Below are 15762 nucleotides of genomic sequence, written 5' to 3' on the forward strand. Positions count from 1 at the left end.
GGAGACTGCATGTTCAGCATCACCGTCCGTGACCATTTCATGATCGCGCACAGCTTCCGTGGAGAGGTGTTCGGACCCGCACAGCGGCTGCACGGCGCCACCTACGTGGTGGACGCGACGTTCCGCCGCCGCGAGCTCGACGACGACGGCATCGTCGTCGACATCGGCCGGGCCACCGAGGAGCTGAAGGCGATCCTGGGCGAGCTCGACTACCGCAACCTGGACGAGGAGCCCGCGTTCGCCGGCGTCAACACCTCCACCGAGTTCCTGGCGAAGGTGGTCGCCGACCGGCTCGCCGAGCGGGTGCACGCCGGCGCGCTCGGCGAGGGTGCGCGCGGGCTGGCCGGGCTGGCCGTCTCGCTGGGCGAGTCGCACGTGGCATCGGCCGCCTACGAGCGGGACCTGTGACGGCGGGCCCCGGGAGGTTGGGCAGCGCGGACCCGGTGCACCTGCTGGTCCCCGGCGACGTCGACGACCCGCTGCGGCCGAGTGGCGGCAACGCCTACGACCGGCGGGTCCGCGACGGCCTGCGCCGGGCCGGGCGGCCGGTGCACCAGCTGACGCTGCCCGGCGACTGGCCGGAGCCCGGGCCGGCCAGCTCCGCCCGGCTGGCCCGCGAGCTGGCCGCGCTGCCGGACGGCGCCACCGTGCTGCTCGACGGCCTGGTCGGCTGCGCGGCGCCCGCCGTCGTGCTGCCGCAGGCCGCGCGGCTCGACGTCGTCGTGCTCGTCCATCTCCCGCTCGGCGAGGAACCGGGCTCCCCCGCCGGGCTCCCGGAGCGGGAGGCGCAGGTGCTGCGCGCGGCCCGGGCGGTCATCGCGACCAGCCGGTGGACCGCGGACCGGCTCGCCGGGCGGCACGGGCTCGATCCGGCGACGGTGCACGTCGCCGTCCCGGGCACCGACCCGGCCGAGCTCGCGCCGGGCACCGACGGCGCGGGCGGCCTGCTCAGCGTCGGCTCGCTCGGCCCCACCAAGGGCCACGACCTGCTCGTCGACGCGCTCACCGAGGTGCGCGGGCACGACTGGCGGTGCCGGATCGTCGGCCCCGAACGGCGGCAGCCCGGGTTCGGCGCCGCGCTGCGCCGCACGCTCGGCGAGCGCGGCCTGGACGGCCGGATCACCCTCGCCGGGGCCCGCGCCGGGGCCGCGCTGGACGCCGAGTACGCGGTCGCCGATCTGCTCGTCGCGCCGTCCCGGGTGGAGTCCTACGGGATGGTGGTGACCGAGGCACTGGCCCGCGGGATCCCGGTGCTCGCCAGCCGCACCGGCGGTCTGCCGGACGCGCTCGGCACGGCCGCGGCACCGGAGCTGCTGGTGCCGCCGGGCGATCCGGCCGGGCTGACCGCCGCGCTGCGCCGCTGGCTGACCGATCCGGACCTGCGGGAGCGGGCCCGCGGGCTCGCCCGTGCCCGCCGGGACACCCTGCCCCGCTGGGACGACACCGTCGCCGCGGTGCACGCGGCGCTCACCGCCCACCGGCCGGCGGCGCTGCGATGAGCGCCGCCGCCGGCGTGCTGCTGCGGATCGCGGTCACCCTCGCCCTGCTCGCCCTGCTCGCCACCCAGCTCGGCACCGCCGAGCTGCTGCACGGGCTGCGCTCGCTCACCCCCGCGGTGCTCGCGGTGGCGCTGCTGCTCGGCCTCGCCGCGACCGTCTGCACCGCGCTGCGCTGGTACGTGGTGGCCCGCGGGATCGGCGCACCGGTGCCGCTGGGCACCGCCGTCGCCGACACCTACCGGGCGCAGCTGCTCAACTCGGTGCTGCCCGCCGGGATGCTCGGCGACGCGCACCGGGCCGTCGCGCACGGCCTGCCCACCGCGGGCGGCCGGGCCGGTTTCCGCGCCGTCGTGCTGGAGCGGGCCGGCGGCCAGGTCGTGGTGCTGCTGGGCTGCCTGGCCCTGCTCGCCGTCGTCACCGGCCATCCGAGTGCGCTGCTGGTGCCGGTGCTGCTCGCCGCGGTCGTCGCCGTGCTGTACCGGACCCGGACCGGGCCGGGCGCGCAGCCGGGCCTGCGCGGCTGGCTGGACGACGTCCGCGTCGTCCTGCTGTCCCGCGACCGCGGCCCGGCCGTGGTGATCCTGTCGCTGACCGGGCTCGGCTGCCACCTGGCGCTGTTCGTCGTCGCCGCCCGCACCGCCGGGGTGGACGCCCCGCTCCCGGTGCTGCTGCCGCTGCTGGTGTTCGGCCTGCTCGCGATGGCGATCCCGCTCAACGTCGGCGGCTGGGGCCCCCGCGAGGGCGTCACCGCCGGGATGTTCGGCGCGGCCGCGCTGGACCCGGCCGCCGGGTTCGCCACCGCGGTGCTGTTCGGCCTGCTGAGCCTGGTCGGCTCCCTGCCCGGCGCGCTCACGCTCACCCGATCGTGGCGGGGTCATGCTGTGCTGCGCACCGACACCGTCCCCGACCGGAGGGCACCATGACCGGTACCGCCACCACCGCCGAGTCCGTGGCCGCCGAGCTGGTCGGGGCGTTCCGCACGCACCCGGACCGCCCGCACGTCGTCCTCAAGTACGCGCAGACCCTGGACGGCCGGATCGCCGCCGTCGGCGGCGACTCCAAGTGGATCAGCTGCGAGCCCGAGCGGGCCGTCTCGCACGCCGTGCGGGCCCGCTGCGACGCCGTCGTGGTCGGCTCCGGGACGGCGGTGCGCGACGATCCGCGGCTCGACGTGCGGCTGGTGCCGGGCGCGTCCCCGCTGCGGGTGGTCATCGACAGCACGCTGCGCACCCCGTCCGGGGCGCAGCTGCTCACCGGGCCGCCGGACACCGTGCTGATCACCACGAACCGCGCCTCGGACGCCGACCGGGACCGGATCGGCCGGGCCGGCGCCGGGATCCGGGAGGTCCCGGCCGCACCCGGCGGCGTCGACCTGCCGGCCGCGCTGGCCGTGCTGCACGCCGACGGGATCCGCTCGGTGATGGTCGAGGGCGGCGCCCGGCTGCTGACCGCGCTGCTCGCCGCCGGCCTGGTCGACCGGGTCGTCGTCGGGATCGCGCCGCGGATCATCGGCACCGGGGTGGAGGCCGTCGGGGACCTCGGGGTGAACCGGGTCGCCGACGGGATCGCGCTGCGCCGCGCCTGCCTGCACTCGGTCGAGGACGACGTGCTCGTCGCCTACGACGTACTCGGGTGACCGGCCGCATGACCACGGCTCCGGCGGGTACGCGCCCGGCGTGGATCGGATGACCGAACGTGTCGACGCCGTCGTGATCGGGGCGGGCCACAACGGCCTGGTCGCGGCGAACCTGCTGGCCGACGCCGGATGGGAGGTGCTGGTCTGCGAGGCGGCGGACACCCCCGGCGGCGCGGTGCGCTCCGCCGAGATCACCGCGCCCGGCTTCGTGAACGACCTGGCCAGCGCCTTCCACCCGATGGGCGCGGCCTCCCCGGTGCTGCGCGACCTGGACCTGCCGGCGCACGGACTGCGCTGGCGGCACGCCCCGGCCGTGGTCGCCCATCCCACCCTGGACGGCCGCTGCGCGGTGCTGCACCGCTCGGTCGACGACACCGCCGCCGCGCTGGACGCCGACCATCCCGGTGACGGCGACGCCTGGCGGGCGCTGGCCGCCGACTGGGACCGGATCGGCGGCGACGTGCTGGAGGCGGCGCTGCGCCCGTTCCCGCCGGTGCGCGCGGCCGGGCGGCTGCTGCGCACCCTCGGCGCCGGGGACGCGCTGCGGCTGGCCCGGATGCTGGTGCAGCCGGTGGACCGGATGGCCCGCGAGCGGTTCGGCGGCTCGGCGGCGGCGCTGCTGCTGGCCGGCAACGCGCTGCACACCGATCTCGGCCCGGACTCGGCGGCCAGCGCCGCCTACGGGTGGCTGCTCACCATGCTCGGCCAGCAGATCGGGTTCCCGGTGCCGGTCGGCGGCTCGGGCGCACTGACCGACGCGCTCGTCGCCCGGCTGGCGACCCGCGGCGGGCGCGTCGAGTGCGGCCGGCCGATCAGCTCGGTGCTGGTGCACCGGGGCCGCGCCACCGGGGTGGCGGACGCCGCCGGGAACCGGATCGCCGCCCGGCGCGCCGTGCTGGCCGACGTCGACGCGCCCCGGCTGTACCGGGACCTGGTCGGCGAGGAGCACCTGCCCGCCCGGTTCGTCGCCGATCTCGACCGGTTCCACTGGGACTTCTCCACCGTCAAGCTGGACTGGGCGCTGGACGGGCCGGTCCCGTGGGCGGCGCCCGGCGCCCGCTCGGCGGGCACCGTGCACCTCGGCGCGGACGTCGACGGCCTGCGCCGCTACGCCGCCGATCTCACCTCCGGCCGGCTGCCCGAGGACCCGTTCCTGCTGTTCGGCCAGATGACGACGGCCGATCCGGACCGCTCACCGCCCGGCACCGAGTCGGCGTGGACCTACACCCACGTGCCGCGCGGCCTGGGCTGGGGGACCGACGACGTGCTGCGCTGGGCGGACCGGATGGAGCAGGTCGTGGAGGCGCACGCGCCCGGGTTCCGGTCGCTGATCCGGGCCCGCGCCGTCGCCGGGCCCGCGGACCTGGAGGCCCAGGACGCCAACCTGGTCGACGGCGCGATCACCGGCGGCACCTGCGCCCCGCACCAGCAGCTGGTGTTCCGGCCGGTCCCCGGGCTCGGCCGGGCCGACACCCCGATCGACCGGCTGTTCCTGTCCGGCGCGTCGGCGCATCCCGGCGGCGCCGTGCACGGCGGGCCGGGCGGGAACGCCGCCCGGGCCGCGCTCGCCGCGACCGGCCGGACCGGCCCGCTCTACCGCGGGGCGGTCCGGTTCGCGCACCGGCGGCTCTACGCCTGATCCGGCTGCTCGGGCCGGCCCCGGGCGATCGCGGCGAGCCGGGCCAGGCTCTCCCCGTTGCGCAGCCGCAGCAGCGGCGCGCGCACCGGCGGCGGTACCAGCCGGCCCGGCCCGGCGATCGCGTCCTCGGACATCCGCACCGTGCTGCCGTCGCCGTCGGGCTCCCACTCCAGCCGGACCCGGGCGGTCCCGGCCGGGCCGGCGTGCGCGCGCAGCTGCAGCAGCCGCCCCGGCTCGTACTCCTCGACGTAGGTCCGGTCCTCGATCATCAGCGGCCAGGCGCCGATGCTGTGCCGGATCCGGGCACCGGGCTTCGGCCAGTCCTCCGACACCTCCCGGATGTGCACGGCGCCCACCACCCACAGCCCGTAGGTCCAGCCGTCCGCCAGCACGGCGTCGACCTGCCCCGGCGTCGCCCCCAGCCTGCGTCGTACCTCGATCACGTCCCGGCTCCTCTCGTCGTGCGGACCCGCACCGCCTACCCGCCGGGACGCGATGCACTCCGCCCGGCATGCACCGGCCCGGAGCGGGTAGCAGCACCGGTATGCGGCTCGACGGTGCGGTGGTGGTGGTGACCGGGGCGTCCAGCGGGATCGGCCGGGCGACGGCGCGCGAGCTCGGCCGGGCCGGCGCGCTGGTCGGCCTGCTGGGGCGGGACGAGGCGGTGCTCGGCGCGGTCGCCGCCGAGCTCCCGGCCGGCCGGGCGGTGGCGGTGCCGGCCGACGTCGCCGACGCCGGATCGGTCGCCCGGGCGGCGACCGTGGTCACCGAACGGCTCGGCCCGGTCGAGGGCTGGGTGAACTGCGCCGGGGTCGCGCTGTTCGGCACGGTGCTGGACACCCCGCCGGAGCAGACCGCCCGGGTGCTGGAGGTCAACGTCGGCGGCTGCGTGCACGGCGCCCGGGCGGCGCTGCCCGCGATGGTCGAGCGCGGCGGCGGGGTGCTGGTGAACGTGTCGTCGGTGCTCGGGATCGTGCCGGCGCCGCACCTCACCGCCTACAGCATGTCCAAGGCGGCGGTCCGCACCCTGTCCGCGGGGCTGCGGTCCGAGCTGCGCCGGGCCGGGGTGCGCGGGGTGCACGTGTGCACGGTGCTGCCCGGCGCCGTCGACACCCCGATCTGGTCGGTGTCGGCCAACCACACCGGCCGCCGGGTCGCCCCGCCGCCGCCGGTGGCGGCACCGGAGCGGGTGGCCCGCACCATCGTCGCCCGGCTGCGCAGGCCCCGCGCCGAGACCGTCGCCGGCGGGCTCCCGGTCCGGCTGCTGGTGGCCGCGCACCATCTCGCGCCGGGCCCGGTGCAGCGGCTGCTCGGGCTGGTCGTGGGCCGCTGGTCGCTGCGCGGCGAGGGGCCGGCGCCGACGCCGGGCGCGCTGTGGGAGCCGGTGCACCACCGGTGACGCCGCCGGGGCGCGGTCAGCCCGGATCGGCGCCGGGGAGCCGGTGGTCGTCGATCCCGAGCTGGCGCAGCTTGCGGTAGAGGGTGGACCGGGCGACGCCGAGCCGTTCGGCGGCGGCCACCTTGTTCCCGCCGGTCTCGGCGAGCGCCTCGAGCACGGTGTCCCGCTCGGCGCGCAGCAGCGACGACGGGCCGGACCGACCGCCCGGGGAGCGGTACTCCGGCGGGAGGTGCCGGTGCCCGATGTCGGACCCGAGCGAGCAGACCGCCGCGGTGCACAGCACGGCGCCGAGCTCGCGCACGTTGCCCGGCCAGTCCAGCGCGGCCAGCGTGCGCAGCGTCCCGGGCTGCAGCCGCGGGACCGGCCGGCGGCTGCTGCCGGCGCCCAGCAGCAGCGGGGCGAGATCGGCGATGTCCTCGCCGCGGAAGCGCAGCGGCGGGACGGTCACCGACACCGGGAAGTGGTCGAGCACCCGGCTCGCCGCGCCCGCGCCGCCGCGGTGCCGGGCGGTCACGACCAGCCGGGCCGTCGTCACCTGCTCGACGACGGCGGCCACCCGGGCGGCGACGGCGGGCGCGAGCTGGTCGAGATGGCGCAGCACGACGCCGCCCGGGCCGTCCAGCGCGTCCGTCAGCCGGCCCAGCCAGCCGGTCGGGTCGTCCGCCGACAGCACCGCGTCGAGCACGGTGACCGGCTCGCCGGGGGCGCGCCTGCCGTGCACGTGCGTGGCGACGAACAGCTTGCCGGCCCCCGGCTCGCCGCAGACCAGCAGCGGCCGGCCGGCGGCCAGCGCGGCGTCGACGGCGTCGCGCAACCGGCTGCTCGCGACGCTCCGGCCGACCAGCCGCCCCTCGCCCGCGCCGGCCCGGGCGCGCTGCCGCGTGCGCCCGGACGGCGCCGCGCGGTCCGGCTGCGGCCGCATCTCGATCACCACGCCGGCCGTCGCGCCGCGCTCCCCCACCCGGGTCGCCCTGGCCTGCACGACGACGTCGTTGGACAGCCGGATGTCGCCGGTGAACTCGTCGCGGGTGCCGAGGATCCGGCACGCCCAGTCCCAGAGCACCGCCTGGTCGGACAGCTCGACCAGGCCGGCGGCGGCGGTGTTCGCGATCACCACGTCCTCGTTCAGCGAGACGACGGCCGCCGTGCTGCGCCGCCCGGCGCGCACGAACCGGTCGAGCAGCATCTGTTCGCGGCGCGAGGCGTCGGCGACCATCCGGGCCTCGATCTCCCGGACCGCGGCGAGCACCAGCGGCGCCAGCAGCTCGTGCCGGTCCTCCACCCGGCAGGTCACGTCGAGCACGCCCTCGACCCGGCCGGTGACCGGATGCCGGATCGGCGAGCCCATGCAGGTGAACTGCTGCAGGTTGTCCCGGAAGTGCTCGGCGCCGGACACCACGAACGGCCGGCACTCCTCCAGCGCGCTGCCGATGCCGTTGGTGCCGGTGAACTCCTCGGCGTAGGTGAAGCCGGGGGCCACCAGCAGCCGGTCGAGCGCGTTCGCCAGCTCGCGGCGACCGGCCCGCCGGTCGATGATCTGGGCGTCGGAGTCGGCGAGCAGGATGGTGGCCGGGCCGTCGTCGATCTGGTCGGCGAGCCTGCCGATCACCGGATCGGCGGCGCGCAGCAGCCGGTTGGGACGCTCGAACTCCGCCTGGTACGGGACGTCCTCGCCGCTGGTGGTGACGCCGACCAGCCGGCAGCGCCGCCACGAGGAGACGATCTCGTCGCGGACCGTGCCGCGGGCCGCCGGATCGCCGGTGTCCTGCCCGTCGTCCCCGCCGAGCACCAGCTCGCGGTGGGTGCGCATGACGTCGCGCCGGTGCATCCGCACAGCCGCCCCCCTCACCGTTGATGAAGGCCGGTTCCAGTGTAGGGGCCGATCACAGCAGGTCGTGCGTCCCGCAACTGTCCCAAAACAGGACACGTCGTCGCCCCGGCGGTGGATGTAGCGAAGTCGGACAGTGACCGGGGACACCGGCGCCCGACACTCCCTTCCGCCCTGCACCCGGCGAAAGGACGTCGACGATGACCTCCCGCGAACTCACCCCGCTGATCGAGGGGTACACCTTCCTCGAGGGCCCACGCTGGCACGACGGCAGGCTGTGGACCTCCGACTTCTACACCCACCAGGTACTGGCCGTCGCCCCCGACGGCAGCACCGAGGTGGTGACGACGGTGCCGCAGCAGCCGTCCGGCCTGGGCTGGCTGCCGGACGGCACGCTGCTCGTGGTCTCCATGCGGGACCGCACGCTGCTGCGGCTGACCGACGGCGGGCTGGTCGAGCACGGCGACCTGTCGGCGGTCGCCGGCGGGCACACCAACGACATGGTGGTCGACGCGCACGGCCGCGCCTACGTCGGCAACTTCGGCTACGACCTGATGGGCGGCGCCCCGTTCGCCACGACCGACGTGTCCCGGGTCGACCCGGACGGGACCGTCACCGTCGTCGCGAAGGACCTGATGTTCCCGAACGGCTCGGTGATCACCCCGGACGGCCGGACCCTGCTGGTCAGCGAGACGTTCGGCAACCGGATCTCGGCCTTCGACATCCACGACGACGGCGGGCTGGGGCCGCGCCGGGACTGGGCCGTGTTCGGCGACCCGCCGGACACCTCGACCCTGGACGCGATGCTGGCCTCGGTCGTCGTCGCCCCGGACGGCACCTGCCTGGACGCCGAGGGCGCCGTCTGGACCGCCGACGCGGTGCACCACCGGTGCGTGCGGGTCGCCGAGGGCGGCACGATCCTGGAGGAGATCAGCACCGGCGACGACGGCGTGTACGCCTGCATGCTCGGCGGTGACGACGGCCGGACCCTGCACCTGTGCGTCGCGCCGTCGTTCGACGAGGCCGAACGCCGCAGCACCCGGCTCGGCCGGATCCTGCGCACCCGGGTCGACGTGCCGCACGCCGGCACCCCGTGATCCCCACCGCCGCACCCATCCCCGCCGGCGGACCCGCGCCGGCCCCGACGAAGGGAGTCGACCGCACATGACCGACACGACCACCGAGGAACTCGACGTCCTCGTCATCGGAGCCGGGTTCGCCGGCATCTACCAGCTCGACCGGCTGCGCGATCTCGGCTACTCGGTGAAGATCTACGAGGCCGGATCGCGGCTCGGCGGCATCTGGTACTGGAACTGCTACCCGGGCGCCCGGGTGGACACCGAGGGCCCGATCTACCAGTTCGCCTACAAGGACATCTGGAAGAGCTGGGAGTACAGCGAGCTGTACCCGGGCTGGAGCGAGGTGCGGGACTACTTCGACCATCTGGACCGGACGCTCGATCTCGCCAGGGACATCCGGTTCGACACCCGGGTCACCGGGGCCGACTTCGACACCGACCGCGACCAGTGGGTGGTGCGCACCGCCGACGGCCGCACCACCCGCTGCCGCTACCTGGTGCCCTGCCTCGGGTTCGCGTCCCGCCCGTACGTCCCGGACCTGCCCGGGCTCGACTCGTTCGGCGGCGCCGCGCACCACACCGCGCTGTGGCCGCAGGAGGGCGTCGACCTCACCGGCAAGCGGGTGGCGGTGATCGGGACCGGCGCCAGCGGGGTGCAGGTCACCCAGGAGGCCGCGCGGGACGCGGCCGCGGTGACCGTCTTCCAGCGCACGCCGAACCTGGCGCTGCCGATGCGCCAGCGCACGCTGACCCCGGCCGACCAGGACGAGATCCGGCGCGAGCTGCCGAACCGGTTCGCCGCCCGCGGCGAGACGTTCGCCGGGTTCGACTACGACTTCATCCCGCAGAACGCGCTGGACCTCACCGACGAGGAACGGACCGCGGGCTACCAGCAGCTGTGGGACCGCGGCGGGTTCCGGTTCTGGCTCGCGATCTACCAGGACACCCTGTTCGTGCAGGAGTCCAACGACCACGCCTACCGGTTCTGGCGGGACAAGGTCCGGGCCCGGATCGACGACCCGGCGCTGGCCGAGAAGCTGGCGCCGACCGAGCCGCCGCACCCGTTCGGGGTGAAGCGCCCGTCGCTGGAGCAGAACTACTACGACGTGTTCAACCAGGACACCGTGAGCCTGGTCGATCTCGTCGAGAACCCGATCGAGGCGGTGACGCCGACCGGCATCACCACCCGGGACGGGACCGATCACCCGTTCGACGTGATCGTGCTCGCCACCGGCTTCGACTCGGTCTCCGGCGGGCTCACCCGGCTCGACATCCGGGGCACCGACGGCCGGCTGCTGCGCGAGCAGTGGGCGGACGGGGTCGCGGCGCACCTGGGCATCGCCACCGCGCACTTCCCGAACCTGCTGTTCGTCTACGGCCCGCAGAGCCCTTCCGGCTTCTGCAACGGCCCGACCTGCGCCGAGATCCAGGGCGAGATGGTGGTGGAGACGCTCGACCACCTGCTGCGGTCCGGCGCCCGCCGGATCGAGTCGACGCCGGAGGCCGACCGGGAGTGGGCCGAGCACGTCGCCGGGCTGGTGGCGCCGACGCTGTTCCCGAAGGCCAGGTCCTGGTACATGGGCGCCAACATCCCCGGCAAGCCGATCCAGAGCCTGAACTACCCGGGCGGCCTGCCGCTCTACAGGCAGCGGTTCGACGAGGCGAAGCAGGCCGGGTTCGCCGGGTTCGCGATCAGCTGACCGGCCCCGCCGCGGCGTCCCCGGGACCGTCCGGTCCCGGGGCGTCCGGGCCGGTCAGCAGCAGCACCCAGTCCTCGTCCGACGGCGGCTCGAACCGCTCCCCCGGCGTCGCGTCCCGGAACGCGCCGGTGCGCGGATCGAACCAGCGGGCCGTCGTCAGCCCGGAGGTCGCGGCCGGGTCGAGCGCGAAGCCCCCGCCGGACGGCGTGTACACCAGCAGGTAGGAGCCGTCCGAGGCGCGGTTGGCGACGATCCGGTCCTTCCCGGACCCGGTCTCCGAGGTGATCACCGACTGGTCCGGCACGCCCAGCTGGAACGGCAGCGACTCCATCAGCTCCCGCAGGTGGACCATCTGCCCACCGGCCGGCAGCCGCAGCGCGTCGGTCCAGCTGCCGCGGGCGCCCAGCGCGCCGCGGCCGCCGTCGTTGAACTGCCACACCGAGTGCGCGCCGTAGGTGTGCCCGGCGGCGCCGCCGAGCACCGCCCACCAGGCGTCGCGGCGGACGTCCTGCGCGGTGGAGAACCCGCGATCGGACTCCCAGCAGTACGGGTGCTCCTCGTAGATCGGCTCGCCGTCGATGAACGGCTTCGCCGGGCGGGCGTCGTAGGTGGTCTCGATGAGCCGCTGCCGGACGCCGTAGCGCAGGCAGTGCCCGCCCTGGATCATGTGGAAGTCCAGCCAGTCGGCCCCGGCGAACCACTGCGCGGAGGTCTGGTCGCCCTGCGGGTGGTAGGTCGTCAGCTGGGTCGCGCCGCCCTCGCGCAGGCCCTCGGCGAGATTGCCCCAGAGGCGTTCCTCGCCGCCCGCCGGATGGTCCCCGCCGAGGGTCCAGGTGACGTTGTCCCGGTCGCCGTACCGCTCGCCGAGGAACCGGCCGTACCCGCGGGCGTTGCCCTCGTCGACCACCGACCCGTTGACTGCACCTTCATGTGGGGCGCGGGGCCAAGTAGCTGAACGTTCACGGAGTTCCCGATCACACCCGGATCGATACCGAACAGTAACCTCTACGCTCCGCCGAATGGGTTCGACCTTGCTCAAGATCGCTACCGAGCGTGCCCGGGTTGTCGGCGTCACTGGTGCTACGGGCGCGCTGGCCGCCGTCCTCGCCTACCGGCGACGGTCGGTCGATCGCCACCGGGCCCGAGCGGGATGCGTCGCCCTCCAGGCTGCTCCGGTCGACAGCGGTCGTGACACGGCGCTGCTGTACGTGACGAACCACGGCGACGAACCGGTCCGGGTCACGGCGCTGGCCAGGTCCATCGATCTGCAGGCGACGCGTTCGTGGCGACGGGCCTGGTTGCGCCCCCAGGTGTCGCTGCGGCTGACGAACCCGGTCCGTGTCGGGCGGACCCTGTGGCCCGGCGGGAGCGACGTCATGACCGCTCCGCCGTTCGGCGAGCCCCCCGCCCTGCACATCACCGACTCTGCCGGGCGGCAGTGGCTTCGATCGTCATCAGGCGCTCTCTGCCAGGTCGACCGCATGCACGTGCAGCGAGACGGGCAGCACGAGTCCTGGGCCGACCGCCCCGTGCTCACCCGCCCCTGCGCTGCTGCGTGAAAGCCGGGTCCGTCCGCGCCGAGTCGGGTCGGCCGGGAGAGGCGGCCGGCCGTGCCCGGCATGATCATGTCCCCAGTAGCAGGGTGCTGCACGACGGCGCCGCTCTCCGTGCTGGAGAGCGGCGCCGTGTCGGTGCGGGGTGTGATCAGGCCGCGTGTGCGCGGAAGCGTCGCAGCCGCAGGCTGTTGCCGACGACGAAGACCGAGCTGAACGCCATGGCCGCGCCGGCGATCATCGGGTTCAGCAGGCCCACCGCGGCCAGCGGGATCGCGGCGGTGTTGTAGGCGAACGCCCAGAACAGGTTGCCCTTGATCGTGCTCAGGGTCCGGCGGGAGAGCCGGACCGCGTCGGCGGCGGCGCGCAGGTCGCCGCGGACCAGCGTGATGTCGGAGGCCTCGATGGCGACGTCGGTGCCGGTGCCCATGGCCAGCCCGAGGTCGGCCTGGGCCAGCGCCGCGGCGTCGTTGACGCCGTCGCCGACCATCGCGACCACCTTGCCCTGGTCCTGCAGCCGCTCGATCACGGCCAGCTTGTCGGCCGGCATGACCTCGGCGATGACGGTCTCGGGGCCGGGTTCGATGCCGACCTCGGCGGCGACGGTGTCGGCCACCGCCTGGTTGTCGCCGGTCAGCAGGACCGGCGTGAGCCCGAGCCGGCGGAACTCGGCGATCGCCTCGGCGGAGGTGGCCTTGATCGTGTCGGCCACGACGAGCACGGCGCGGGCCCGGCCGTCCCAGGCGACGGCCACGGTGGTGCGGCCCTTCGCGGCCTCGTTCATGGCGGCGTCGGCGAGTTCCCCGGTGAGCGGGACCGACCACTGCTCGAGCAGCCGGGGCCGGCCGACGAGGACGGCGTGGCCGTCGACGATTCCCTGGACGCCGAGGCCCTCGTGGTTGGTGAACTCCTCCACACCGGGCAGGTCACCGGTGCGTTCGCGGGCGCCGGTGGCGATGGCGGCGGCGACGGGGTGTTCGGAGGCCGTCTCCAGCGCGCCGGCCAGGCGCAGCACGGTGGACTCGTCGACGCCGTCGGCGGTGTGGACCCCGGCCAGCGTCATCGTCCCGGTGGTGACGGTGCCGGTCTTGTCCAGCACCACGGTGTCGACCCGACGGGTGGACTCGAGCACCTCCGGGCCCTTGATCAGGATGCCCATCTGGGCGCCGCGTCCGGTGCCGACCAGCAGCGCGGTCGGGGTGGCCAGGCCCAGTGCGCACGGGCAGGCGATGATCAGGACGGCCACGGCGGCGGTGAACGCGGCGGTGGCGCCGACGCCGGCGCCGAGCCAGAACCCCAGGGTCACCGCGGCGATCACGATGACGATCGGGACGAACACCCCGGAGATGCGGTCGGCGAGGCGCTGGACGGCGGCCTTGCCGTTCTGGGCGTCCTCGACCAGCTTCGCCATCTGGGCGAGCTGGGTGTCCGACCCCACCCGGGTGGCCTCGACGACCAGCCGTCCGCCGGCGTTGACCGTCGCCCCGACGACGGTGTCGCCGACGGTGACCTCGACCGGCACGGACTCGCCGGTGAGCATGGAGGCGTCGACCGCGGACCGTCCCTCGACGACCGCGCCGTCGGTGGCGATCTTCTCGCCGGGCTTGACGACGAACCGGTCGCCGACCACGAGTTCGGAGACCGGGATCCGGGTCTCGGTGCCGCCGCGCTGCACCACGACGTCCTTCGCACCGAGTTCGAGCAGGGCGCGCAGGGCGGCGCCGGCGCGCCGCTTGGAGCGCTGCTCGAAGTAGCGGCCGGCGAGGAGGAAGGTGATGACCCCGGCGACGACCTCGAGGTAGATGTTGCCGGCGCCGTCGGTGGGGGCCACGGTCAGCTCGAACGGGTGCACCATCCCGGGAATGCCGGCGGTGCCGAAGAACAGCGCGTAGACCGACCAGGCCATGGCCGCGGTCGTGCCCATCGAGATGAGGGTGTCCATGGTGGCCGCGCCGTGGCGCAGGTTGATCCAGGCGGCCCGGTGGAACGGGGCGCCCGCCCAGGCCCACACCGGCGCGGTGAGCACCAGCGAGAGCCACTGCCAGTTGGTGAACTGCAGCGCCGGGACCATCGACATGGCAACCACCGGCAGGGCCAGCACGGCGGAGACGATCAACCGGTCGCGCAGCGTGCGCATCTCGGCATCGGCACCACTGTCGTCGTCCCCGGTCCGGTCACCGACCTGGTCGACGGACGGCAGGGTCGCCGAGTAGCCGGCGGATTCGACGGTGCTGACGAGCTCGTCGGTATTGATGCCCGCGGGCGCGTGGACGCGGGCCTTCTCGGTGGCGTAGTTGACGGTGGCGGTGACGCCGTCGAGCTTGTTGAGCTTGCGTTCGACCCGGTTGGCACACGAGGCGCAGGTCATGCCGCCGATGGCGAGCTCGATCTCCTGGCTCGTGCCGTGCCCGTCCGGCTGCGTGGTCGTGGTGGTCATCAGTGGCCTCCCTCGCCGTGGTCGTCGCCGTGCCCGGAGGCGGGAGCGGCGACGGGTGCCGAGCCAGTGGTCGGGACGGTGAACGCGGCGGTGCGGACCGCGCCGTCGTGGCGGAAGTCGAGGAACAGCCGGTAGGTCCCGCTGCTCGGGACCTCGGTGCCGAACGTGATCTGCGGGCCGGGGGCGGTCCGGCCGTCGCCGGGGCTGCCGTGGGGGTGCACGTGCAGGTAGCCCAGGTCGCCGCTGCGCAGGGCGACCAGGTGGCCGTAGGCACCGAGGTAGGGCTGCAGGTCGGTGACCGGCTCGCCGCCTCGGGTGACCGTCAGGGTCACGTCACTGGACCGTCCCGGGGTCAGGTCGCCGTCGAGGGTGACCTCGTAGCCGCCGGGCACCGTGGCGGTCCGGTCGGGCTCCGGTGCGATCGGGGTGAACTCGCCCGGGGCGAACAGGTCGACGCCGAGCGTGGTGGCCGCGCCGCCGGTGGGGGAGAAGTCGGCGAAGGCCCGGTAGGTACCGGCGTCGGCCAGGGTGACCGGCGTGCGCCAGGTGCCGTCGGCGTCCATCACCGGGTGCAGGTGCTGGAAGTCGGCGGTGTCGCGGCGGACCAGGATCAGGTGCATCCGCTTGTCGTGGGCGAGGTCGAAGCCGGTCACGGGGGATCCGTCGGCGCGGGTGATGCGGAACGCGAGTTCGGTCGGCGTCTGTGCCGGCAGGGTCGTCGCGACCGGGGTCAGGGTGAGCCCGTCGGCGGTGGACGCCAGCCCCGCGGGCTGCGCGTGCGGCGCCGGGCTCGCGGCCGGTGTTGCTCCATGCCCCGCACCGGGACCGGTGGGAGCGCTCTGGGCGGTGGGACGCAGGTGGCCGGTGGGGGCGTCGACGGTCATGCCGGTCGCGAACGCGCCGGCACCGAAGAGGACGACGGCCGCGCCGTAGGCGGACAGTCGTGCTGCGGTCTTCATCGTGGAAGTCCTTCGGTACGACCCGACGCGGGTG

Annotated in this window: 14 protein-coding genes; 9 read left to right on the plus strand and 5 right to left on the minus strand. The window is 75.2% G+C overall.

Annotated elements, in window-relative coordinates:
• Positions 1 to 9 precede the first annotated feature (9 nt).
• The 5 genes from ABD160_RS03365 to ABD160_RS03385 are packed head-to-tail and all read left to right on the plus strand — an operon-like array spanning position 10 to position 4774.
• A complete protein-coding gene (locus tag ABD160_RS03365) occupies positions 10 to 408 on the plus strand; it encodes a 6-pyruvoyl trahydropterin synthase family protein (RefSeq protein ID WP_344018117.1) in 399 nt (132 codons plus the stop codon).
• Positions 405 to 1499 carry a glycosyltransferase family 4 protein gene (locus ABD160_RS03370; RefSeq protein WP_344018118.1) on the plus strand — a complete coding sequence of 365 codons (1095 nt, stop codon included), beginning with the start codon at positions 405 to 407 and terminating at the stop codon, positions 1497 to 1499. The genes ABD160_RS03365 and ABD160_RS03370 overlap by 4 nt, the downstream gene beginning before the upstream one ends.
• Positions 1496 to 2422: a lysylphosphatidylglycerol synthase transmembrane domain-containing protein gene (locus ABD160_RS03375; RefSeq protein ID WP_344018120.1), complete on the plus strand. Its 927-nt coding sequence runs from the start codon at positions 1496 to 1498 to the stop codon at positions 2420 to 2422. Before ABD160_RS03370 ends, ABD160_RS03375 begins: the two co-directional genes overlap by 4 nt.
• The gene (locus tag ABD160_RS03380; RefSeq protein ID WP_344018121.1) at positions 2419 to 3135 is read left to right on the plus strand and encodes a RibD family protein; all 717 of its coding nucleotides are present in this window, start codon (positions 2419 to 2421) and stop codon (positions 3133 to 3135) included. The genes ABD160_RS03375 and ABD160_RS03380 overlap by 4 nt, the downstream gene beginning before the upstream one ends.
• A 49-nt stretch (positions 3136 to 3184) precedes the next feature.
• Positions 3185 to 4774: a phytoene desaturase family protein gene (locus ABD160_RS03385; RefSeq protein WP_344018122.1), complete on the plus strand. Its 1590-nt coding sequence runs from the start codon at positions 3185 to 3187 to the stop codon at positions 4772 to 4774.
• Here ABD160_RS03385 and ABD160_RS03390 read toward each other — a convergent pair.
• Entirely contained in the window at positions 4765 to 5217 is a 453-nt protein-coding gene (locus ABD160_RS03390) for an SRPBCC family protein (RefSeq protein ID WP_344018123.1), read from the minus strand. The two genes, ABD160_RS03385 and ABD160_RS03390, sit on opposite strands and share 10 nt — an antisense overlap.
• Before the next feature lie 101 nt (positions 5218 to 5318).
• Here ABD160_RS03390 and ABD160_RS03395 point away from each other — a divergent pair, with 101 nt between their 5' ends.
• Positions 5319 to 6173, plus strand: coding sequence for an SDR family NAD(P)-dependent oxidoreductase (locus ABD160_RS03395; RefSeq protein ID WP_344018124.1), 855 nt, complete (start codon positions 5319 to 5321; stop codon positions 6171 to 6173).
• Between the two features lie 16 nt (positions 6174 to 6189).
• Here the strand turns inward: ABD160_RS03395 and ABD160_RS03400 are convergent, their stop codons facing one another.
• Positions 6190 to 8001 carry a sigma-54-dependent Fis family transcriptional regulator gene (locus ABD160_RS03400; RefSeq protein ID WP_344018374.1) on the minus strand — a complete coding sequence of 604 codons (1812 nt, stop codon included), beginning with the start codon at positions 7999 to 8001 and terminating at the stop codon, positions 6190 to 6192.
• A 200-nt stretch (positions 8002 to 8201) separates the two neighbouring features.
• Here ABD160_RS03400 and ABD160_RS03405 point away from each other — a divergent pair, with 200 nt between their 5' ends.
• The gene (locus tag ABD160_RS03405) at positions 8202 to 9098 is read left to right on the plus strand and encodes an SMP-30/gluconolactonase/LRE family protein (RefSeq protein ID WP_344018125.1); all 897 of its coding nucleotides are present in this window, start codon (positions 8202 to 8204) and stop codon (positions 9096 to 9098) included.
• A 67-nt stretch (positions 9099 to 9165) separates the two neighbouring features.
• Complete coding sequence (locus ABD160_RS03410) at positions 9166 to 10779, plus strand: flavin-containing monooxygenase (protein WP_344018126.1); 1614 nt, start codon at positions 9166 to 9168, stop codon at positions 10777 to 10779.
• Here ABD160_RS03410 and ABD160_RS03415 read toward each other — a convergent pair.
• Positions 10772 to 11686 carry a glycoside hydrolase family 140 protein gene (locus ABD160_RS03415; RefSeq protein ID WP_344018127.1) on the minus strand — a complete coding sequence of 305 codons (915 nt, stop codon included), beginning with the start codon at positions 11684 to 11686 and terminating at the stop codon, positions 10772 to 10774. The two genes, ABD160_RS03410 and ABD160_RS03415, sit on opposite strands and share 8 nt — an antisense overlap.
• Before the next feature lie 112 nt (positions 11687 to 11798).
• Here ABD160_RS03415 and ABD160_RS03420 point away from each other — a divergent pair, with 112 nt between their 5' ends.
• Complete coding sequence (locus ABD160_RS03420; protein WP_344018128.1) at positions 11799 to 12338, plus strand: hypothetical protein; 540 nt, start codon at positions 11799 to 11801, stop codon at positions 12336 to 12338.
• Positions 12339 to 12483: 145 nt separating this feature from the next.
• On the opposite strand, the gene ABD160_RS03425 is transcribed toward ABD160_RS03420, so the two are convergent.
• Complete coding sequence (locus tag ABD160_RS03425) at positions 12484 to 14769, minus strand: heavy metal translocating P-type ATPase (protein ID WP_344018129.1); 2286 nt, start codon at positions 14767 to 14769, stop codon at positions 12484 to 12486.
• A complete protein-coding gene (locus ABD160_RS03430) occupies positions 14769 to 15728 on the minus strand; it encodes a hypothetical protein (protein WP_344018130.1) in 960 nt (319 codons plus the stop codon). The genes ABD160_RS03425 and ABD160_RS03430 overlap by 1 nt, the downstream gene beginning before the upstream one ends.
• Positions 15729 to 15762 lie beyond the last annotated feature (34 nt).

Source organism: Pseudonocardia kongjuensis (genome assembly GCF_039526905.1).
Classification (GTDB): Bacteria; Actinomycetota; Actinomycetes; order Mycobacteriales; family Pseudonocardiaceae; genus Pseudonocardia; species Pseudonocardia kongjuensis.